This is a genomic window from Paraprevotella clara YIT 11840 (assembly GCF_000233955.1).
In the GTDB taxonomy this organism is placed as follows: Bacteria; Bacteroidota; Bacteroidia; order Bacteroidales; family Bacteroidaceae; genus Paraprevotella; species Paraprevotella clara.
In genome coordinates, this window is the sequence record NZ_JH376591.1 from 14,331 (window position 1) to 35,227 (window position 20,897).

Here is a 20,897-nt window from a genome sequence, read left to right on the forward strand (position 1 = left end):
ACTTATTCAGCGTATTTCTTAAAGATTACACATGCATTGTGCCCACCAAAACCGAAAGTGTTGCTTAGAGCGGCACGTACGGTACGTTTCTGAGCAGTGTTAAAGGTGAAGTTCAGATTATAGTCGATTTCTTCATCTTTGTCATCTTCCTCATGGTTGATAGTGGGAGGTATGATATCTTCTTTTACTGCCATCACACTGGCCATTGCTTCTACAGCACCGGCAGCACCGAGCAGATGTCCCGTCATAGACTTAGTGGAACTGATATTCAATTCGTAAGCGTGTGAGCCGAAAACATCTTTGATAGCTTTGGCTTCCGAAATGTCTCCGACATGGGTTGAAGTACCGTGTACATTGATATAATCAATATCTTCCGGTTTCATTTCTGCGTCTTCGAGAGCTCTTTCCATAACCAGTTTGGCCCCTAAACCTTCCGGGTGGGAAGCCGTAATGTGGTGGGCATCGGCAGACATGCCTGCACCGGCCATTTCAGCGTAAATTTTAGCTCCACGTGCTTTGGCGTGTTCCAATTCTTCCAAAATCAGACATCCGGCACCCTCGCCCATAACGAAACCGTCGCGACTTGCGCTGAATGGGCGAGAAGCATGTTCAGGGTCGTCATTCCGGGTAGAAAGGGCTTTCATGGCATTAAAACCACCTACACCAGCCGGCCATATAGCTGCTTCCGCGCCGCCGCTGAGGATCATGTCAGCCTTGCCCAAACGGATAAGGTTGAATGCGTCAGCCAAAGCGTTGGTAGAAGATGCGCATGCCGAAGTGGTCGTGTAGTTCGGCCCATGGAAACCATACATAATAGAAATATGACCGCTTGCAATGTCTGCAATCATTTTCGGGATGAAGAAAGGATTGTATTTTGGTCCCAATTCTTTTCCTGTGAGTGCATACGCCCCGGCTTCTTCTTCAAAAGTGTGTATTCCACCGATTCCCACTCCGAAGACTACACCTATACGGTCTTTGTTCACAGCTTCCAAATCCATGCCGGAATCGTCTACGGCCATTTTGGCTGCAGCCAAGGCATATTGGGTGTACAAGTCCATTCTGCGTGCTTCTTTGCGGTCAATGTAGTTGCCTACATTGAAATCTTTCACCTCGCAAGCAAATTGAGTCTTGAACAAGGAAGCATCGAAATGTGTAATAGGTCCGGCACCACTTACTCCCTCAATCAAATTCTTCCAAGTTTCCTCGGTCGTATTTCCCAATGGAGTAACGGCACCCATACCTGTTACCACAACTCTTTTTAATTCCATTATCTTCGTTTAGAGAAAATATTATTTTGCGTTAGCTTCGATATAGCTAATAGCGTCACCTACAGTCGTGATCTTCTCAGCTTGATCATCGGGAATATTGATACCGAATTCCTTTTCAAATTCCATGATCAATTCTACTGTATCCAATGAATCAGCACCTAAATCGTTTGTGAAACTTGCTGTGGCTACTACTTCTGCTTCGTCAACACCCAACTTATCAACGATGATAGCTTTTACTTTTGATTCAATTTCAGACATAATTGTAATTTTTTGATTATTATTAATGTAATTCTGTAAATCCAAGTGCAAAGGAACTTTTTTTTTCCCACTTATGCAAGCAATTAAGTAAATAAATTGCTCTTTTTTGCACAAAAGTATATGTAATGTGCAGTATTTATACTCTTTTACGAGACCTATTCTATGAATTCTCTTCTTAATGGGTAGTTACCTCTCAATTCTTCAAACATGGTGGGATGGGACTTGAGTTTCAAACTATCCGCGTGTGGATTATATAAAACTAATGCCCGTTCTGTTTCCGTGAGATTGGGGGCCGGTAGCTCTTCCTCAGGAAGTTGAGGAACACGAATTTGGAAAGTGACCGGAAGGTGGAAATGGTTACACAATGCTGTGAGTGCCATACGGGTGGCATTGGCTTTTCCGTCGGCGGAGTAACCTGCGATATGCGGGGTTCCTATATATATAAGGTTGAGAAGTTCTTGATTGATATTCGGTTCATTTTCCCAAGTATCGATAATAGCATCTCGGATAATACCATCTTTTAAGGCTTGAAGTACATCCGTATTATCCACGACAGCCCCCCGGCTTGTATTGATAATGATGGGTTGCTTTTTCAATGCGTTGAAGAATGTTTTGTTCGCTAAATGGAAAGTCGGATAGGGACCTTTTGTGATTAATGGAGTATGAAACGAGATGATGTCGCACTTCTCCTGTAGCTCTTCCATTTTCAGAAAAAACTCATGAGGCTTTCCTGCTTTACGCAAGGCTTCTTTTTGTGGTGGGTCATTGAGGAGGATTTGTACCCCCAAAGGGCGTATAGCTTCGATAACGGCATGGCCCACATGTCCTACTCCTACTAATCCGACCGTAGTCTTCGATAGGTCGTATCCTTTTTCTTTTTCCAAGAGCAAAAGGCATGAATGGATATATTGCCCTACGGAGTTGGCATTGCAACCGGGACAGTTGGTCCATGTGATATGAGTGCGTTTCAGGTATTCAATGTCAAGGTGATCATATCCGATAGTAGCGGTAGCGATGAAAGAAACTTTACTCCTTTTCAGAAGGGCTTCGTCGCAACGAGTGCGGGTTCTGATAATCAGGGCATCGGCATCATGTATGTCGTCGGGGCTGATGGCTATTCCGGGTTTGTAAATCACATCGGTGGAGATTTGGGAGATAGCCTCTCGGATAAATGGGATTTTGTCGTCAACAACTATTTTCATGATGCAAAGTTAATGAGTTTTTATTATAGAATTATTGCCGATTCAAAAAAGTTTGTTTAGCTTTGCAATATTCTTTAAATAGAGGCACTTTTTTATTGTGTCATTAAAGTCGATACGGAATTTGTATGGAGAAACAAGACAAATGGACCAACTTGATGTATTACGTAGTGTTTGGCTTGAGCCATTTGCTATCCTTGCTTCCTTTTTGCATTTTATATTTTCTGTCAGATGGTCTGTATTTGTTAATGTATTATTGTATCAAATATCGGCGTGATGTAGTAAGAGATAACTTATTGAAATCTTTTCCGGAAAAGTCATTGGATGAGCTCATCCGGATAGAAAAGAAATTTTATCACTTTTTTTGCGATTATTTTGTAGAAACTTTGAAGCTGACTTCCATCTCGAAAAAGGAAATGAGGAAGCGGATGGTATTTCGTGGAGTGGAGCAGGTGGAACAGGCCGTGCACGAAGAGGGACATAATTTCATATTCCTTTATCTTGGGCATTATTGTAATTGGGAGTGGATAGCATCGTTACCCTATACCATATCTCCTTCTATTCATTGTGCGCAGATTTACCATCCTTTGTATAATAAGGCCGTGGATAGATTCTTTTTGAAGTTGAGAAACCAGTTTGGTGGGGAATGTATTCCGATGAAAAATACATTGAGGCGTGTGATTGAACTGAAACGGGAAAAGCGTCCTACCATGATTGGCTTTATATCCGATCAACTTCCCAAGTGGAATAGCATGCATTTCTTTGTTCCGTTCCTGCACCGTGAAACCGCTGTTTTTACCGGAGCGGAGCAGATAGGGCGGCAGGTAAAAGCGGTCTATTTTTTTGCCGATATCATTCGTCCCCGCAGAGGTTATTATGAGTGTACGTTCAGACGGATGGAGATACCGGAGGTAAATCGTACGGAATATGATATGACAGCTATGTTCATGGAACAATTGGAGCAAATGATCAGGAAAGCTCCGCAATATTGGCTGTGGACGCATAAAAGATGGAAGCGTACCAAGGAAGAATGGCTGAGACGCCAGCAAGATTCGACAATAAAATGATTAAATATGACCATACATGGAAAGATATGATTATTTGATAGTAGGCGCGGGATTATTCGGTGCTGTATTTGCCCATGAAGCCAAATTGGCAGGGAAACGTTGTTTGGTGATAGACAAGCGTGCCCATCGTGGCGGGAATATATATTGCGAGGATGTAGAAGGTATTCGTGTACATAAGTATGGGGCTCATATCTTTCATACGGACAATAAAGATGTTTGGGATTATGTGAACCGTTTGGTGGAATTTAATCGTTATACCAATTCTCCATTGGCATATTATGAAGGCAAATTGTATAACTTGCCTTTCAATATGAATACCTTTTATCAGTTGTGGGGAGTGAAAACACCGGCTGAAGCTAAGGCTAAGATAGCTGAACAGCGTAAGGCGTATGAATTTATCTCTGAACCGGCGAATCTGGAAGAACAAGCTCTGAAATTGTGTGGAAAAGATATATATACCTGTCTAATCAAAGGGTATACCGAGAAGCAGTGGGGACGTCCGGCTACAGAACTTCCGGCCTTTATCATTAAGCGCGTACCTTTTCGTTTTATTTTCGATAATAACTATTTTAACGATGCTTATCAGGGGATACCGAAAGGTGGATATAACGTATTGATAGATGCCTTGTTGGAAGGTATAGAAGTTCGGTTGGACACGAACTATTTTGAGAACCGTGAGGCTTGGGATGCTATGGCCGATAAAATTCTTTTCACCGGTTGCATTGATGAATTTTTCAATTATCAATGCGGACGTTTGGAATACCGTAGCCTGCGTTTTGACCATCGTCATTTGGACATAGAGGACTATCAAGGTAATGCTGTGGTGAACTATACGGCCGGGGATGTACCTTATACACGTGTGATTGAGCATAAACATTTTGAATACGGAACTCAGCCCACTACGGTGATTACATACGAATATCCTGATACATTTGCTCCGGGTAAAGAGCCTTATTATCCGGTGAATGATGCCCGTAACTCTGAAATATTCAAATCCTATCGTGAACTGGCGGTATCGCGTGAGAATGTTTTATTTGGCGGACGTTTGGCTCAGTACACCTATGCGGATATGGATGATACAGTAGCTGCAGCTTTGGCATTAGCTAAGCAGCAGTTTTGTTAATTACGGGAGACCATGATATGAAAAGTTTGCAGGTTATTACGCCGGTAAAGGATTCCATCGATTTCACGCTTGAAACGATAAGGGCCGTATTGTCTTCGGAGACCAGCGTTCCTTTTACGTATACCGTCTATAATGATTTCAGTACAGTTGAGAATACGCTACGTTTGGAACAGGCGTCCAAGGAACTTGGCTTTAATTTGGTTAACTTGTCTGATTTGACAAATCATCCGTCTCCTAATTATTTATTGGTGTTGCAGACAGCCCGACGCGAGGCTTTAGCTGTAGATGCCGGTCTGTTGATTGTAGAGTCGGATGTCGTTGTGAAGAGTAATACTTTGCAGGGGTTGTTTGACGGGGCTGTGCAACGCCCGGATTGTGCCATTGCCGCAGCGGTGACTACGGATGAAGACGGTTTGATTAATTATCCCTATCTTCATGCACGAGGACGGGAGAATCAGGTTTATCCGGAGAAAAAACATTGTAGTTTTTGTTGTTCTTTGCTGACACCGAAGTTTTTGGGACAATTTGATTTTGGGCAGCTTGACCCGACAAAGAATTGGTATGACGTGACCATCTCGCATGAGGCATTGAGAGCCGGTTTTCGCAATTACCTTTTTACGACCCTTCCAGTGTGGCATCGTCCTCACGGCAGTCGTCCGTGGAAACAGTTAAAGTATAAGAATCCGTTGAAATATTATTGGTTGAAATTTACTAAAGGGCTGGATAAAATTTGAATAGGATGAAATGGGTTAAGCATGGTCTTTGTCATTTATTGGCTCATCGGACGTTGGAGCTCTGTCCGGATTATCAGAATATGGAGGATTTTATGTACTCCATTCCCGAACGTTTTGCAGCCGGTGAAGGTACGGTGGTTTATAAGGGGCGCAATGAATTGAGGAAAATGACATATGGAGGACTTGACTTGGTGGTGAAGTCTTTTCACCGTCCCAATCTGATCAATCGTTTCGTTTATGGCGTTTTCCGGCCCTCAAAAGCCAAACGTTCTTACGATCATGCGAGGATGTATCAAGAAATCGGGGTAGGGACCCCCGCTCCGGTCGGTTATCTTAATGTACGCAAAGGACTGCTTTTCGACCGTAGTTATTATGTAACGTTGGCATCGACTTGTCCATACGTCTATAATGATTTATTCTATCAGCATTTTGATTATGCAGACGAGGTTGTTCGTACGGTAGGGAGAGTGACGGCCGTTTTGCATGAACATGGGTATGCGCATAAGGATTACGGACGTGGGAACATTCTGTTCCAAAAGACAGACAAAGGGGTTCGGATTGAGATAGTGGACTTGAACCGGATGTATATCGGTCCGATTGATATGAGAAAAGGATGCAAGAATTTCGAGCGTCTTCCGGCTACGCCGCACATGCATCGTTTGTTGGCTGAAGAATATGCTGCTGTACGTGGATTCGATGCGGAGGAATGCTTTAAGTTGATGCAAGCTTTCCGGAGTACCCAGCCTGGAAAAATAAACGACTTATATTAGTATGTATCATGAATGTGATTGCTGTTGTCGTAACTTATAATCGTCTGGAGCTTCTCAAACGGAATCTCTCTTGTTTGCGTCGGCAGACCGTACCGCTTACAACCCTTGTAGTGGTGGACAACGGTAGTACGGACGGGACGGGAGCGTGGTTGGATGAGCAGGAGGATGTGAAAACGATTCATCAGACCAATGTCGGGGGAGCCGGAGGTTTTTATACCGGAATGGAGTATGCTCGCCTTGCCGATGCCGATTGGATCTGGTGCATGGATGACGATGTTTTTCCGCGTCCGGATTGTCTGGAGCAGCTATTGGCGTACGCCGGATATGAAGGTGTAGGGATTTTGGCACCTCGCCGCCTGTTGGAGGGCCGAATTTATACGAATGATTTTCTATCTTTCAACTTGACTCGTCCGTTTTCATCCATGTATTCAGGACGATTGTCCAAGATGGAAGTGAATAGTCCGGTCGAAATCAGTGGTACGGCTTTCGAAGGTTTGTTTGTCCGCGGTGAGGTTGTGAGGCTAGTCGGGCTTCCCAACAAAGATTTGTTTATTTTCTGTGATGATACGGATTATTGTCTGCGTACGGTGGCAGCCGGTTATAAGATATTGTATGTTCCTACGGCTCTGATGGATAAAGAAAAGTTTTTCTCGGACGACTCGTGGGGAGAACGTAATAAGAAGAAAAAATGGAAACGGTTTTATCAGATACGTAATTCTTCTTATTTGAATCATCATTATGGGAAGAATTGGGCTGTGAAATATCTTCGAGGTTTTAACGGAGTCATCGGTTATATTTTAATAGCTTTTTTCTCGGCACCTTTCTCGGGTGCTTATCGGTGGACTGATATTCCGATGTTTTGGAAAGCGTATACTGACGGCATAAGGGAAAGGTTGGGACGTTTGTAGGGATGTTTGTTTTTACATTCCCATCTTTCTGAATTTCCTGATATGCGCCCAGCGGTACAAAGTAAGGGTTAGGTTGAGTACCTTGCGGGTTTTCAGCTTCCGCCAAAGGCGGAAATATGGTTTGTTCAAGATTCGGTTTTGGATATGGTATCGGTCTACGGCATCGATAACGTTGAAAATTTCCGGATAATTCTGTTCTGTGATTTTTCTTTGCCATCTGAGACTGATGACATAGATATTCAGAGCCTTGTCGATAAAATGTATTTGGTTGGCCAATATGGTCGGGTTTTGATGAATTTGACTGTCCAAGTGATGAATCATGGAATTGATTACTTTACAAATGTGCGATAAGTTCCCCTTTATAGACTGCACACTGGTAGATTGTTCTTCTCTTCCTATGAAATAATAATAGAGATATAAATCGAATATAATGAAGTCCTTGATGTGGTCTATCGGCAGAAAACAGTACTGGAAGTCGGTATAACATATACCTTCTATATGGCGTAGATTTACCTGTCTTAGGATTTCTGTTTTGTAGGTCATACTATGCATGTTGAATTCATCGCCATAGGTATGTTCGCTTATGTTGAAAGACGAAATATCATAAATCTTATTGTATTCTACATTGCGGAAGGGGAAATGTGTCACGATATGACGATTATTTTTATCGATCTTATATTCCGTACGGAGTGTAATAAACAAGTCCGTATCGCAATTCTTTAATACATTTAAAAGTTTGGATAAAACCTCCGTATCCATCCAGTCGTCTGCGTCCAAGGGTCTGAAATATTTCCCTTTTGCCATTTGTAACCCTGCATTAATGCACGAACCGTAGTGACCGTTTTCTTTGTCGATGATGCGGATTATATCCGGCCTTTTTTGCTGAAAGGCTTTCATAATGTCCAGGGAACGGTCTTTGCTACCGTCATTTACAACAATGACCTCCAATGTCGGAGGTATACAAGGGGCGGTTACGGATTCTAAACATTTGGTGAGATACTTTTCCATGTTGTAGGTCGGAATCACCAATGTGAGGAGTTTATATGGCTCTTGTGACATTTATGTTGTATTTTGTATACTTATAGAGGTAAATATTCTATTTTGGGGTAGAAAGTCAGTCCGTCATGGCATCCTTTCTTTACGGCATCTAAGAATTCTTGTTTGTGTCCGTCTTTACGGCGGTTGATTCTTCGTTTCAGGATACGGAGCTTATTCCATATCGACAGTCTGAACAGGAGTTTGTTCGGTTGTTCTCGGTGCTTAAAGTAGCAGGTGTTGCGTGTTTGATAGTAAAAACGTTTGGCCATATTGACCGGTGCCTGTTCGATATTCGGGTCGTACACGTCCGGAGTCTTGTGTACGACAATGCTTTGTTCTGTATAGTAATTTTTGAATCCGGCTTTTGTGATTCTGAGCGTGTATTCGATATCATCGAACCAGATAAAGAACTCTTTGATGGGCAAGCCAACCTTGTAGACCGCACGACTGCTGACCAAAACAGATACGAAAGTACAGACTTCGCAGCGGCAGGCCGTGATACCGTTGTTTTCGATGGTGTCCTTTTTTAGTCCTCCGGGTATATTGCGGGGATGAAGGGTATTGTCGGTCCAAAGTACTTTGCTGCAAACGAATCCGATGTCATTGGACTGTGTGGCTGTTTGCATAAGAGCTTCCAAAGCCTTCGGAGAGGGGATAGTGTCATCATCCATCATCCATGTGTAATCTCCTCCACCTAAAACAGATGTTTTTACGCCTAAAGAGAAACCACCGGCTCCTCCGATATTCTGTTCCGTACGGATGACTTGGAATTGGGGGTGTACAGCGTATGCTTTCAGGTATTCTTCCGTACCGTCTGTAGAACAATTGTCTATCACAATTACCTTGTGTATCGGATAGGTTTGCTTCTCTATGGCTGCCAGGCATTCTTTAAGTAAGGCCAGGCGGTTATATGTGACTATTACGCAGTTGACTTTCATGTTTATTGTTTTTAAGGTTGGGAGAGATAAGTTTCGAGAATATGTCCGTAATAGGTCTTCTTACCTTCGGCCGTGGTTTTGCGAAGAGGTATTTTATAAGTTACCTTATGGAAATCATATCGGGTACAGAATTCGTTCCATTTTTCTTCCGAGAATTCTTCGTTCAGGCACTTGCCTAACGGCCCCATTTCTGTGATAGGCACTTTTTCGATCATGTCGTGTACGGCCGGAATGTATTTACGAGCCATGGCGAATGTATAATCTAAGAGTAGATAATCAATCAACTTTTTATGTTTCTTCCAATAACAGAGATGCATATCTGCAATAAATGAGGGTAAAATATTACCTTTTCCGCAAGCCAAGAAAAAGCTGACCCATCCGCCTTGCGAGATGTTGTAGTAACGGGTATGATGGTGGCAGCTCCAGAATTTATCTTCTGGACGGATAAATGTGCCGAGGTGTTTGGACGGTATCAATAGCGTACTGTCCATCCAGATTCCTCCGTGTTGAGCCAACAGCATCATGCGTAGGATATCCGAGAAGTGGGTAAGGTCAATTTCGCCCGATTGTTGTTTTCGGATAATATAGTCGGGCATGTTCACGTAGTCCTTATAATTCTTTTCCGTAATGAGAATGACCGGGTGCCCGTCGGAAAACCGGTGCATGGCGTTGTAGCAGGCTTTTACGATATCCGGCATTGCGTTTTCGCCCTGCCACCAGCATGTCCATATCGGTGAAGTTTCTGTGATGGGTTCGTATACGGGCTGGTAATCCCGGGTGTATCGGGCAATCAATTCCTTACCTCCTGCGTGGTAGAGCAGATGGTGCATGATGAGTTGTTGCTTACGCCTGACGAAGAACTTTTCGATATGTTTGAAAAATCTTTTTATTTTCCCCATAATGGTGGTCTTTTGGATGACGGTTTCAGGTTTACAAGGATGCTAATCGGATATATTTGGCTTTTCTCATTCCAATATAAAAAGGTAATAAACGGAAAAAGCGTTTGAATCTGTTCTTCACGCTATGCCACGGGCGTTCTCCTTTCCACGGGGTCAGATCCAGATATTGGAAATAAACATCCCGTAAAGGGTGTTGGCTGTCGTAGTTCCACGGCTTCCGGTTGGTGTAATGCAGGATGACCGGATGCCTTAATATTTCGGCATGAGTTCTGTGCCATTCCGGGCTTATGGCCGGGTGGTTGCGATAAAATCCGTCTTGCACGTTCCATTGCAGGCCCACTAATGTTTTATGCCGATGCAACACACAGTTCAACAGGTCTTGGTCGTTGAATATGATACGTTCCGGATATGTGCGGTAATAATCGACGCAAGCTTGGGCGATATGGTGTTCTCGCCAATATACGAGGTTGATAAGAAGAACACCGGAATTGAAATACGAGTCCTCGGCCGGATATTGCAGGATTTCATAACGCTGCAGTTCCTTGCACCCAGTGTCTTCCACTACGGCTACTCCCGTATGAGCGTCTAAAGGCGTACGCCATAGTGGGGTGATGTCTCCTAATATTACAATATCACAGTCCAAATACAGTACGCGGTCTATGTCTTCAGGCAATAGGGCGGACAGGAAACATCTGTAATAGGCAGCCAGCGACAAACGATTGTGGGTAGCCCGGATGGTGAATCCCTCCAGCATTTGTGCGTCCGGTGTATAATAACAGGCTTTATTATTATATTTTCCGGCCAAAGCTGTTAAAATGTTCCGGTCTGTTTCCGATAATTCCCGTGCAATAATATGTACGGTGAAAGTCTCTTTCGGGTTGTTTTCAAATAAAGAGACCAAAGTAACGGCACAATGTCGCACATAATTGTGGTCTATATTGCAAGCTATGTGAATCATCATATCCTCTCCTCATATTTTATTGTTGTCCCGAAAGCCGGAAGTATTTGTCCAGTACCATCAGCGAAATCAGGTTTTCCCGTTCTTTGTCTTGGAACTGCCTGACGTATTCATGGGCGTGGCGGATAATGTCTTCCGCTTGTTCCGGATGTTCGATATAATATTGCAGTTTCTCCGGTAAGTCCGAGAAATCCTCCTTCACTTCTACATAATGGTATCCGGCAACGAGCGTCCCTTCCATGAACCAAGTCTCGCAAGTCGGACGTGTCATGACGGCCAGTGAGTTGGACGACATGACCCATTTCAGGTTTGAAGCCACGTCGTTTCCTTCCAGGGCCATAATGAATTTATAATCCAAATGTTCACGGATGGTTTTCTTTTCCCTCATCCATTCATCCGGACAGCCTTCATTCCGTCCTACCACGCCGCAGTCGAACATCGGATGGTGGAAGAACATCTCCAAGAATTTTGTACGTACCCGGCTTTGGCGGATTTTTCCCCGAAAGATTGCCATGTCTTTCTTCTGCCGGAAGGGTATGGTGTCACGCACGAACATGAAATGGCGTAGTTTATCCAACTTTAGTATCACGGAGTTACTATTGTCGCCGGTCAACAACCGACTTTTGACAACCGTGGGTGTGTCTGGAGTGAAATATACATCTCCCGGACAGAAATTCCAACGGAAACATTTGGGGAACCACCGGGTTACGTCGTGTTGGTCGAAAAAGTAAGCTGTATGGAACATTTTACGGGTATAGTCTCCTATTCGTCCGGTATAATAAATCCAACTACGTTCACGAGTGAGCCTGTTTGTGTCTGAGACGTGGAATGGTTGGTTCGTTTTGATGTAATAGTCCACGCGTTTGCGAATATAGTCGTAATCGGGATGTTTGGGCGCTTGGGCAAGAAGTCCTTGTAACCGCTGCCGGAAAAAGGCGTCCGGAATGGCTAATCCGGCAAAACCGGAAAGGAAATTAAGGAATTTGTTGGGCTTCCCGCTTTTTAGTTTATAAATGATGCTGTCTCCCATACATTAAGTAGGCATTTGCTTGAATATGGTATAATTACGGTTTATCTCTTTTGAAGAGATAAACCGAATATCGGCAAAATTACATAATTAATTGATAATTACAAAGAAGTAAAAGGATAAAAAGTATACGAGGGTAGCTTTTTTTGCCTTTTGTTGAGGATAAATATGTTACGGAATGACACCAATCTTTTGATTAACAATGGATAACGATATTCGGTTTATCTCTTCAAAAGAGAGCGATTATTAGTATATGAAGTTTTAATAAAGGTGGTTATGAGGTTGATAAAAATGACAGGTGGTTTGGGAAACCAAATGTTCATTTATGCCATGTACTTGAAGATGAAGACAATTTTTCCGGATGTTAGGATAGACCTTTCGGATATGGTTCATTATCAAGTTCATTATGGTTATGAAATGAATAAAGTATTTCATCTTCCCCGAACGGAATTTTGTATCAACCGGAGTTTAAAGAAAATCATAGAGTTTTTGTTGTTTAAGACTATATTGGAACGGAAACAGGGTGGTTCGCTTGTGCCTTACACCCGTAAGTATCATTGGCCATGGATTTATTTTAAAGGCTTTTATCAGTCTGAGAAATATTTTGCCGGTATAGAAAAGGAAGTGCGCGAAGCCTTTGTATTCGATATTCGCAGGGCAAGCAGAAGGAGCCTTCGAGCGATGCAGGAGATTAAAGCCGACCCGCATGCCGTGTCCATACATGTCAGGAGAGGAGATTATCTTTTGGAAAAACACTGGAAGGCGTTAGGGTGTATTTGTCAAAGTTCTTATTATCTCAATGCGTTGGCAGAATTGGAGAAGAGAGTGAAACATCCTCACTATTATGTTTTTTCGGAAGATCTGAATTGGGTACGTCAGAATTTGCCATTGATAAAAGCCGAATTCATTGATTGGAACAAAGGGGAGGACAGTTGGCAGGACATGATGCTGATGAGCCATTGCCGCCACCATATTATATGCAATAGTACTTTCAGTTGGTGGGGAGCGTGGTTGAATCCGTTGCCGGACAAAATAGTGATTGCCCCGGAACGCTGGACGCAGACGACAGATAGTGCGGACGTGGTGCCGGAAAGCTGGTTGAAGGTCTCGATTGGTTAAGTGAATGAAATGACGAGTAAAGTGAACCGATATATTTTTCATAAAATAGTCTGTGCCGTACGGGATTTGCCGAGGACATTCCGGAGACTTCCCACTCCCCGGTTGATAATGACGCTTTTGGTGAAAAATGAAGAAGAGTTATTGGAAAAGAATCTGTTGTTCCATAAGGCTATGGGAGTGGATGCTTTTATTGTAACAGATAACAATTCGGCAGACGGAACCTACGGAATTATCGAAAAGTATCGTCGGAAAGGATGGGTGGTGGACGTGATAAGGGAAACTGCTACGGGCTATGAACAAAAAGAGTGGGTAGACCGGATGATATGGAGGGCCAAGACGTCTTTCGGGGCGGATTGGGTGATTAATGCAGACGCGGATGAATTCTGGTATGCTCCCTCCGGGTCGTTGAAAAAAGAGTTAAGCAAGTCTCGTGCCAATGTGCTGACTTGCGAGGTGAGAAGCATGTATCCCGAAGAAGACAAACCTTTTTGGCAATGGTCTAAGGCCGTGCGGCCTGTAACCGATCTGGAAGCGTATGATTTGTCGTTGTATTCCTTGTTCGAACGCCAGAACCGTAAGGTAATTCACCGGACTGACGGTTACCTGCAAATATCCATGGGAAACCATAAGGTGAGGATGTTGCCTCAATATGCAAAGTCCTCGGCGATTCGTGTTTATCATTATAATGTGCGCGGCCGTCGTCAGTTTATGGATAAAATGGTGAATGGCGGTGTACAATTGAAAGAACATAAGGGCAGACATGGCGGTCGTCATTGGAGGTATTTTTACCGACTTTATAAAGAAGGTTTGCTGGAAGAAGAGTACGACCGGGTGATAGGGAAGCCGCATTTTGAGGAATTGTGCAAATGTGGATATATTTATGCGGACGAGACGATTCGTGATGTTTTCAATTCGATAAACTGATTTTTAATATGATGCATATAGCATTTACCATAGACAACCGGTTCGTTCGTCCTTGTGCGGTAACGATGGTATCGGTTTTACGGAACAATGTCCCGTATGAAATAGTATTTCATGTCATAGGATTGAATCTACATCAAGAGGATGTGGCTTTTTTCTCTGCGTTGTGCGACTCTTATGGTGCGAAAGTGTTCTTTTATGAAGTGGCGGAAGAAAAGATGAAGGCTTATGAAGTGACATGGGAGAAGCAGCGCTTGTCGAAAGTCGTGTTTTTCCGTTGTCTGTTATCTTCCATATTGCCGATGTCCGTGTCCAAGGTCTTGTATTTGGATTGTGATGTGTTGGTTTTATCTTCATTGTATGGTTTATGGGAGACAGACCTTACGGGAGTTGCTTTGGCCGGAGTTCCGGATAGCTTTACCGTCAATCCGGTGCATTGTCGTCGTTTGCATTATGCACCGTCTTATAACTATTTCAACGGAGGGGTCTTGTTGCTGAATCTGGAGTATTGGAGAGCACATGAGGTGGAACGTCTGTGTGCGGAACATTATCGCATGTATTCGGACAGGATTGTCTATAATGACCAAGACTTGCTGAACAGTTTGCTTCACGAACGTAAAAGGCTGTTGGATATGAAATGGAATGTCCAAGAGGGCGCCTACCGTAGGCCAAAGGGTAAGCCGGCCAGTTGGGTTCCTCCCTATGTCGAAACGATTACCCGTCCGGCCATTTTGCATTATTCCGGGCGCAAGCCTTGGCAATACCACTGCATGCATCCTTTGCGACAGTTGTATTTCGAATACGAGAGCCTGCTTCCCGGTGTGGAGAAGAAAAATGACGGGTGGGCGGTGCGTTTGCATCGTTTTGTCCACTTCCTGCCTTATACCTTGGGGATAAAAAGCGAGAAATATATAGATATACGTTACTGTAGTTCGGGCGAAAAAACAAGTGAGACTCGGTCCGCTCCGTTAATCAGTATTGTCGTACCGGTTTACAATGTGGAACGATATGTAGAGAAATGTATCCGTTCTTTGCAAGGACAGACATACGGCCACATAGAAGTTATTCTCGTGGACGATGCTTCTACGGACGGTTCTTATGACATGTGTAAAGCTGCAATAGGAGGGGATTCGCGTTTCAAGCTGATTCGTCATCCTGTCAATCAGGGAGTTGCCGGGGCGCGTAATCTGGGTCTATCTGTGGCAACGGGAGAACTCTTGGGTTTTGTGGATCCGGACGATTGGATAGAGCAGGATATGTATGCGCTTTTGTACGATGCTTATGTTGTTTCAGGGGCGGATATTGTGCAGTGCGGCTATTATTTGCATTTACAGAGTGGAAATATTCAGAAGTGTGCTGTGGGAAAGAATGAATGTTGGGGTACGCGGGAGGCTTTGGAACTTTTATTCCAAGACCGGCTCATCAAGAATTATTTATGGAACAAACTTTATAAGAGGAAGCTTTTCGACGGAGTTTCGTTTCCTGTGGGCAGGACGTTTGAGGATATTTTGACGTTGCCTGAGGTGTTCGGACGTGCGAAGACGGTTTATGTGGCCGGAGATATAACCTATCATTATGTAGAGCGCCACAAAAGTATTGTCACCAAAGCTTTCCGACAAAACCAATGGGATGATTATTTATATGCGTTGGATGTCAAACACAGCCGTGCCAAGGCTTTAGGGCTTTGGAAGGATTCCGACCGCTTTCTGGCCAACATGTATTTACGCATTCTGGATCGTTCTTTAAGCGAAGACGGGAGCGACAAGAAGCGAAAGGTTTTGATGGAGTATTTGAGAAAGAATGTAAGCGGCGTTCCGTTGTTGACGAAGTCTCCTTATTTGGCTTTTCGCCGCTTCCTTTGCTTGCATCATTTTGATTTATATAAGGGTGCCACCTTATTTTTCGCGAAGTTTAAAAAGAAATAATCATTTATTGTTATTGGAATCAGGATGGAAAATACACCTTCGTTTGCGGTCACGGAAGGGCCGTTGGTGACATTGGTTGTACCCATGTACAACGTAGCCCCCTATTTGGAGCGTTGTTTGCGTTCATTGGAAAGGCAGACTTATCGGAACATAGAGGTTATAATTATGGATGACTGTTCCACAGACGGGAGTCTGGATATAGCCAGTAAGATGGCTGCGTCAGACATGCGTTTTAAGGTTTTCAGTATGCCCCGGAACTCTGGAGCTGGCGATGCGCGGCAGGCGGCTATAGAAAAGTCCTCCGGTGAATTCGTCGGTTTCGTAGATGCAGACGATTATGTAGATGTGGATTTTGTAGCACTGCTTTATGGACTCATAATAAAGACGGGGGCGGATGTAGCGTGTTGCCAGCATTACTTTTATGATGAGGCGCACCAGCGTTTGACTACGCCATGGGCTTATGACGATAAAATTGTGTGCCTATCGCCTTGTGAGGCCATGCGTAAGATGAAGAGTTATGATCAAATGGATGAAGGACTGTGGAACAAGTTGTGTAGGCGTGAAATCGTCGTAAGGCATAGGATGGAGACTTTTCCGTTCGAGGACGCCTTCGTGTTATACAAATACATTCCGGAAGCGGAGAGTGTGGCTTTGTGTTGTGTCCCACTTTATTATTACTACCAACGCGACGGGTCGCTCATGCATACCGATTATACGCCTTATAAAGCTTTTGCCCGATATAAGCTGGAAATATTAAAAGACAAGGCTATCAGGGGAACGGAAAGATTGGAAACCGGAATAGCCCTCTATTATATCCGGAAAGGGCTGAAGCTTTTGCGGGAGTTTGGGCTGTTGGGGCAAACAGCCGACGTTTCGGAAGCTTGTCGGGGGGTGCTGGAGTGTTTGCATGAATTCGACTATGTCTCAGATATGGAGCTGGGGGGTAAGGATTTGATTGCAAGGCGTTGTGTTTATAAACGTTTGTGGAGGTATTTGGAATTGAACCGAAAGTTTGTAGCTACGTTTCGGAAACGTAAGATGGAGAAAGTGTGCCACAAGTATTCATTGCAGACGATGGAGGTATTTCAGAAAGGATTATGAAGGAATAGATAAAAGCAAAAAAGATAGTGGAATGATAAAGATAGCTTTGTGTACGGATACTTATTATATGATGGCCTGTGGTCCTTGTGTGGTTTCGATTTTTGAGCACCACCGTGAGCAGCCTTGTCATATTTACGTGATAACGAAATCGTTGCCGCAAGTAGATGTAGAGGGTTTGGAACAGATTGCCGCCAGGTATGGCGGACGTCTGACGGTCAAGACTATTCATCCGGAGATTCTGCAAGGCCTGAAAGTGAGCGATAGGTTCAGAGAGTCCATATACTACCGTTTCCTTTTGCCGGATTTGTTTCCGGACGAGGAGAAGATGCTTTATATGGATTGCGATATTCTGGTAAACGATTCGTTGCAGGAACTTTGGAGGACGGACATTGAAGGCTATGCGTGCGCGGTGGTGGAGGATCAGGAGGCTGATGACATTACTTTGCAAAACAGGATTGGAGTGTATGGTGCGCCTTATTTTAACTCGGGGGTACTGTTGGTCAATATGGACTATTGGCGGAAGCATAATGTGGCATGTCGGTTGGTGGAGTTCATCCGGGAACATCCGGAGAAGTGCCTTTTTCCGGATCAGGATGCTTTGAACGTGGTGCTGCACGGAACGGTGAAATACCTCCCATACGGATATAATTTTCAAGATTTGTGGTATACGCGAGATTATCAATGGATCAGGTTGCACGCCTCTAAATTCAAGGAAGTGGAGCGATGGAAAGAGCATCCGGTTGTGGTGCATTTTGCAGGTGGGGGCAAACCGTGGAAAAAGGATTGCAATCATCCTTTCACGGCATATTATTTGGAGTGTTTGGCTAAGACGAAATGGACGGTAGCCTGTTATAAGAAAGTGAGGGAAGAATGTACACCTTTGTACGGAGGAAGTTCCAAGACCTCACATAAATATATCCGGAGATTCAACCGCCTTTTGGCTGTTTTTGTCATCGAAACAATAGCTTTTGTCGTGTATTGGTTCTGCTCGATGAGGTGATGGTATTTATTGCGCGAAATGTAAGTTCTAAAGCTCCGGATAATACTTATAAGATTCCGAAATGTAGCAAAATGACAAAGAAAAGTAGCAAGGCCGGAATGAAAAGATGTGATCTGTATGTTTTTGAGCCCCTTGTAATGACATATTTTAATCTTTCTTTATATTTTTTCATGCAAGAAAGGGCATAACAGAAGATTAATCTCATGAAAGAAAAAAATCACTTGGCGCAGAAAACACTTTTTTTCTCCTCATATCGGGGCGAAGACGTCTGTTGATGGTGAAATGTTCGGGCGTAAAACGGGAGTTCACGTACGGTCTGGAGCTGATTTTTATGCTGGTTGACAGGCTGTAGTGCTCCAAAAACGGGAAGCACGATGTAACCTTATGCTGCATATTTTCTGACACGTAGTCGGGAGGCGTGCGGGCAAATGGTTGGAGGCAATGTCGCAAAGCGGTGTTTTCCTTCCGAAAGGCATCAAAAAGTCAAAAGCCGGACGCGTGAGACTGCGTTATTTGCCGTCAGGGCGACCGACGGACGGAAATGAGCGATTCTCATGATAGTGAGATTGTCATTTTGACATTTTGCAAACTTGATGCACGGATTAGGTTGTCCGGCTGTGGGGCGGTGGTGGCGCATAGGCCATGCAGACCGGATGAATGTGAGTAAAATATGATAAAAAATAACGTCGTGGTTGGTCACTTGGAGAGAAATGCCTACCTTTGCACCAATCCATTCATTTGAAATATATATGATTAAAGAATTTTTCTCCTTGCTCAAGCGGTATATGAAACCTTATCGTAAATATCTGACTTGGGCTGTCATATTGAATTTTTTATCGCAATGGCTTAACGTTTTTTCGTTTGCAGCCTTGGTGCCGATTTTGAATATCTTGTTTAAGATCGATACGACAAAGTATGAATATATGCCGATGGATATCCATCATCTGAATAAGGATGTCTTAATCAATAACGGGTATTATTTCATTAATTATATTATTGAACAGAATGGGGCTTTCGTTACGTTGATATTCATGGGGCTTATTCTGATTGTGATGACATTACTGAAAACTACCGGGTATTTTGCTTCCGCGGCTGTGATGGTGCCTCTTCGTACAGGAATTGTACGTGATATCCGTATTGAAGTGTATAATAAGGTGTTGAGGTTACCGTTGAGCTTTTTCTCGGAGGAACGCAAGGGGGATATCATCGCCAGAATGAGTGCGGATGTGTCTGTGGTGGAGAATTCGCTGACGAGTTCGCTTGATATGTTGATTCGCAACCCGATAGCTTTGGTCGTTTGTTTTATTACGCTGTTTACCGTAAGTTGGCAACTGACATTGTTCGTGCTTGTCATTCTTCCTTTGGCCGGTTGGGTTATGGGATCGGTAAGCCGTAAATTGAAAAGTCAGTCGGTGGTGGCTCAGGGACAATGGGGAGACATCATGTCTCAGTTGGATGAAACCTTGGGGGGCCTTCGGATTATCAAGGCCTTCATTGCAGAGCGTAAGATGTCGGAACGGTTTGCTAAAATCAACAATGGATTCCGGGATGCCATGAATGCGATGGTTATCCGTCAGAGTTCTGCTCATCCGATGAGCGAGTTTTTGGGTACTTGCGTGATTGTGATCGTATTATGGTTTGGCGGCGCATTGATTTTGAATCAGTATTCCCCGATAGATGCCGCTATGTTTATTTTCTATCTGGTGATTCTTTACAGCATCATCAATCCTCTGAAAGAATTCTCCAAGGCTTTTTATAATATTCCTTTGGGTTTGGCCAGCATGGAGCGTATTGATATGATCTTGAAGGCGGAGAACCATATCAAGGAGCCGGAAAGGCCCTTGCCTTTGACAGACTTTGAGCATGAGCTGGAGTTCCGTGACGTTTCCTTTAGTTATATTGAAGGCCGGCAGGTCTTGAAGCATGTAAACCTGAAGGTGCAGAAAGGAAAGACGGTGGCCTTGGTGGGACAGTCCGGTTCCGGAAAGTCTACTTTAGTTGATTTAGTGCCTCGTTATCATGATGTGGGTGAAGGAGCCTTGCTTATAGACGGGAAGAACGTGAAGGATGTATCTATTCCGGCTTTGCGTTCTCTGATCGGTAATGTGAACCAAGAAGCCATTCTGTTCAACGATACGTTCTATAATAATATTACGTTCGGCGTGGAGAATGCGACGATGGAGCAGGTTATCGAGGCTGCCAAAATAGCCAACGCGCACGATTTCATCATGGAATCCGAGAAAGGGTATGATACGATGATCGGCGACCGTGGAGGCCGTTTGTCGGGCGGGCAGCGGCAGCGTGTCAGCATAGCCCGTGCCATCCTGAAGAATCCGCCGATATTGATACTGGATGAGGCGACTTCCGCATTGGATACGGAGTCGGAGCGGTTGGTACAAGAGGCGTTGGAACGCTTGATGAAATCGCGTACGACCATTGCGATTGCGCACCGGCTTAGTACGATTAAGAATGCGGATGAAATATGTGTGCTTTACGAAGGAGAGATTGTAGAGCGCGGGACGCATGAAGAACTCATAGCCTTGAACGGCTATTACAAGAAACTAAACGATATGCAAAGTCTCTGACACATCCGGCTCAACTCGTGAGAGCGGCGGCTGTCGGGATAAAAAGAGGTTGTATTTTA

Annotated in this window: 19 protein-coding genes; 11 read left to right on the forward strand and 8 right to left on the reverse strand. The window is 43.9% G+C overall.

Going from position 1 to position 20,897, the window contains the following annotated elements; all coding sequences use genetic code 11:
- Positions 1-2 precede the first annotated feature (2 nt).
- The 3 genes from fabF to HMPREF9441_RS03440 form a co-directional block, all read right to left on the reverse strand.
- The gene (fabF, locus tag HMPREF9441_RS03430; RefSeq protein ID WP_008618061.1) at positions 3-1,268 is read right to left on the reverse strand and encodes a beta-ketoacyl-ACP synthase II; all 1,266 of its coding nucleotides are present in this window, start codon (positions 1,266-1,268) and stop codon (positions 3-5) included.
- A gap of 21 nt (positions 1,269-1,289) precedes the next feature.
- Positions 1,290-1,526: an acyl carrier protein gene (locus HMPREF9441_RS03435; protein ID WP_021979430.1), complete on the reverse strand. Its 237-nt coding sequence runs from the start codon at positions 1,524-1,526 to the stop codon at positions 1,290-1,292.
- 155 nt (positions 1,527-1,681) lie between these two features.
- Complete coding sequence (locus HMPREF9441_RS03440; RefSeq protein WP_172634912.1) at positions 1,682-2,728, reverse strand: NAD(P)-dependent oxidoreductase; 1,047 nt, start codon at positions 2,726-2,728, stop codon at positions 1,682-1,684.
- 125 nt (positions 2,729-2,853) lie between these two features.
- Here HMPREF9441_RS03440 and HMPREF9441_RS03450 point away from each other — a divergent pair, with 125 nt between their 5' ends.
- Genes HMPREF9441_RS03450 through HMPREF9441_RS03470 form a run of 5 tightly spaced genes read left to right on the forward strand, consistent with a single transcriptional unit; the run spans position 2,854 to position 7,327 of the window.
- Positions 2,854-3,792, forward strand: coding sequence for a lysophospholipid acyltransferase family protein (locus HMPREF9441_RS03450; protein WP_008618065.1), 939 nt, complete (start codon positions 2,854-2,856; stop codon positions 3,790-3,792).
- 16 nt (positions 3,793-3,808) lie between these two features.
- A complete protein-coding gene (gene glf / locus HMPREF9441_RS03455; RefSeq protein ID WP_008618066.1) occupies positions 3,809-4,915 on the forward strand; it encodes a UDP-galactopyranose mutase in 1,107 nt (368 codons plus the stop codon).
- 17 nt (positions 4,916-4,932) lie between these two features.
- The gene (locus HMPREF9441_RS03460; RefSeq protein ID WP_008618067.1) at positions 4,933-5,649 is read left to right on the forward strand and encodes a hypothetical protein; all 717 of its coding nucleotides are present in this window, start codon (positions 4,933-4,935) and stop codon (positions 5,647-5,649) included.
- Positions 5,650-5,654: 5 nt separating this feature from the next.
- Positions 5,655-6,419, forward strand: coding sequence for a lipopolysaccharide kinase InaA family protein (locus tag HMPREF9441_RS03465; RefSeq protein ID WP_008618074.1), 765 nt, complete (start codon positions 5,655-5,657; stop codon positions 6,417-6,419).
- A gap of 8 nt (positions 6,420-6,427) precedes the next feature.
- A complete protein-coding gene (locus tag HMPREF9441_RS03470) occupies positions 6,428-7,327 on the forward strand; it encodes a glycosyltransferase family 2 protein (protein ID WP_008618075.1) in 900 nt (299 codons plus the stop codon).
- Between the two features lie 12 nt (positions 7,328-7,339).
- On the opposite strand, the gene HMPREF9441_RS03475 is transcribed toward HMPREF9441_RS03470, so the two are convergent.
- Genes HMPREF9441_RS03475 through HMPREF9441_RS03495 form a run of 5 tightly spaced genes read right to left on the reverse strand, consistent with a single transcriptional unit; the run spans position 7,340 to position 12,190 of the window.
- Positions 7,340-8,386, reverse strand: a complete 1,047-nt coding sequence (locus tag HMPREF9441_RS03475) for a glycosyltransferase family 2 protein (protein WP_008618077.1) — start codon at positions 8,384-8,386, stop codon at positions 7,340-7,342.
- Positions 8,387-8,406: 20 nt separating this feature from the next.
- Positions 8,407-9,303 (reverse strand): glycosyltransferase family 2 protein, encoded by an 897-nt coding sequence (locus tag HMPREF9441_RS03480; RefSeq protein WP_008618086.1) that lies wholly within the window; start codon positions 9,301-9,303, stop codon positions 8,407-8,409.
- An 11-nt stretch (positions 9,304-9,314) separates the two neighbouring features.
- On the reverse strand, positions 9,315-10,202 hold the full coding sequence (locus HMPREF9441_RS03485; RefSeq protein WP_008618089.1) for a capsular polysaccharide synthesis protein: 888 nt from the start codon (positions 10,200-10,202) through the stop codon (positions 9,315-9,317).
- A 31-nt stretch (positions 10,203-10,233) separates the two neighbouring features.
- Complete coding sequence (locus HMPREF9441_RS03490) at positions 10,234-11,163, reverse strand: glycosyltransferase family 8 protein (RefSeq protein WP_008618091.1); 930 nt, start codon at positions 11,161-11,163, stop codon at positions 10,234-10,236.
- Positions 11,164-11,179: 16 nt separating this feature from the next.
- Complete coding sequence (locus HMPREF9441_RS03495) at positions 11,180-12,190, reverse strand: glycosyl transferase family 90 (protein ID WP_008618092.1); 1,011 nt, start codon at positions 12,188-12,190, stop codon at positions 11,180-11,182.
- A 273-nt stretch (positions 12,191-12,463) separates the two neighbouring features.
- On the opposite strand from HMPREF9441_RS03495, the gene HMPREF9441_RS03500 reads away from it, so the two are divergent.
- The 6 genes from HMPREF9441_RS03500 (at position 12,464) to HMPREF9441_RS03530 (ending at position 20,838) form a co-directional block, all read left to right on the forward strand.
- A complete protein-coding gene (locus HMPREF9441_RS03500; RefSeq protein WP_008618094.1) occupies positions 12,464-13,306 on the forward strand; it encodes an alpha-1,2-fucosyltransferase in 843 nt (280 codons plus the stop codon).
- Positions 13,307-13,315: 9 nt separating this feature from the next.
- Positions 13,316-14,230: a glycosyltransferase family 2 protein gene (locus tag HMPREF9441_RS03505; protein WP_407946599.1), complete on the forward strand. Its 915-nt coding sequence runs from the start codon at positions 13,316-13,318 to the stop codon at positions 14,228-14,230.
- 8 nt (positions 14,231-14,238) lie between these two features.
- On the forward strand, positions 14,239-16,152 hold the full coding sequence (locus tag HMPREF9441_RS03510; protein ID WP_008618106.1) for a glycosyltransferase: 1,914 nt from the start codon (positions 14,239-14,241) through the stop codon (positions 16,150-16,152).
- Between the two features lie 24 nt (positions 16,153-16,176).
- Positions 16,177-17,253: a glycosyltransferase family 2 protein gene (locus HMPREF9441_RS03515; RefSeq protein WP_008618107.1), complete on the forward strand. Its 1,077-nt coding sequence runs from the start codon at positions 16,177-16,179 to the stop codon at positions 17,251-17,253.
- Positions 17,254-17,284: 31 nt separating this feature from the next.
- Positions 17,285-18,253, forward strand: coding sequence for a glycosyltransferase family 8 protein (locus HMPREF9441_RS03520; RefSeq protein WP_008618109.1), 969 nt, complete (start codon positions 17,285-17,287; stop codon positions 18,251-18,253).
- A 749-nt stretch (positions 18,254-19,002) separates the two neighbouring features.
- Positions 19,003-20,838, forward strand: a complete 1,836-nt coding sequence (locus tag HMPREF9441_RS03530; protein ID WP_008618111.1) for an ABC transporter ATP-binding protein — start codon at positions 19,003-19,005, stop codon at positions 20,836-20,838.
- Positions 20,839-20,897 lie beyond the last annotated feature (59 nt).

Bases quoted from the DNA above. Each gene is read 5' to 3' on its own strand.
- HMPREF9441_RS03510 (WP_008618106.1), top strand. From the start codon at position 14,239: ATGATGCATATAGCATTTACCATAGACAACCGGTTCGTTCGTCCTTGT.
- HMPREF9441_RS03505 (WP_407946599.1), top strand. From the start codon at position 13,316: ATGACGAGTAAAGTGAACCGATATATTTTTCATAAAATAGTCTGTGCC.
- HMPREF9441_RS03450 (WP_008618065.1), top strand. From the start codon at position 2,854: ATGGAGAAACAAGACAAATGGACCAACTTGATGTATTACGTAGTGTTT.
- HMPREF9441_RS03460 (WP_008618067.1), top strand. From the start codon at position 4,933: ATGAAAAGTTTGCAGGTTATTACGCCGGTAAAGGATTCCATCGATTTC.
- HMPREF9441_RS03480 (WP_008618086.1), bottom strand. From the start codon at position 9,303: ATGAAAGTCAACTGCGTAATAGTCACATATAACCGCCTGGCCTTACTT.
- HMPREF9441_RS03495 (WP_008618092.1), bottom strand. From the start codon at position 12,190: ATGGGAGACAGCATCATTTATAAACTAAAAAGCGGGAAGCCCAACAAA.
- HMPREF9441_RS03520 (WP_008618109.1), top strand. From the start codon at position 17,285: ATGATAAAGATAGCTTTGTGTACGGATACTTATTATATGATGGCCTGT.
- HMPREF9441_RS03500 (WP_008618094.1), top strand. From the start codon at position 12,464: ATGAGGTTGATAAAAATGACAGGTGGTTTGGGAAACCAAATGTTCATT.
- fabF (WP_008618061.1), bottom strand. From the start codon at position 1,268: ATGGAATTAAAAAGAGTTGTGGTAACAGGTATGGGTGCCGTTACTCCA.
- HMPREF9441_RS03465 (WP_008618074.1), top strand. From the start codon at position 5,655: ATGAAATGGGTTAAGCATGGTCTTTGTCATTTATTGGCTCATCGGACG.
- glf (WP_008618066.1), top strand. From the start codon at position 3,809: ATGGAAAGATATGATTATTTGATAGTAGGCGCGGGATTATTCGGTGCT.
- HMPREF9441_RS03435 (WP_021979430.1), bottom strand. From the start codon at position 1,526: ATGTCTGAAATTGAATCAAAAGTAAAAGCTATCATCGTTGATAAGTTG.
- HMPREF9441_RS03490 (WP_008618091.1), bottom strand. From the start codon at position 11,163: ATGATGATTCACATAGCTTGCAATATAGACCACAATTATGTGCGACAT.
- HMPREF9441_RS03440 (WP_172634912.1), bottom strand. From the start codon at position 2,728: ATGAAAATAGTTGTTGACGACAAAATCCCATTTATCCGAGAGGCTATC.
- HMPREF9441_RS03475 (WP_008618077.1), bottom strand. From the start codon at position 8,386: ATGTCACAAGAGCCATATAAACTCCTCACATTGGTGATTCCGACCTAC.
- HMPREF9441_RS03470 (WP_008618075.1), top strand. From the start codon at position 6,428: ATGAATGTGATTGCTGTTGTCGTAACTTATAATCGTCTGGAGCTTCTC.
- HMPREF9441_RS03485 (WP_008618089.1), bottom strand. From the start codon at position 10,202: ATGGGGAAAATAAAAAGATTTTTCAAACATATCGAAAAGTTCTTCGTC.
- HMPREF9441_RS03530 (WP_008618111.1), top strand. From the start codon at position 19,003: ATGATTAAAGAATTTTTCTCCTTGCTCAAGCGGTATATGAAACCTTAT.
- HMPREF9441_RS03515 (WP_008618107.1), top strand. From the start codon at position 16,177: ATGGAAAATACACCTTCGTTTGCGGTCACGGAAGGGCCGTTGGTGACA.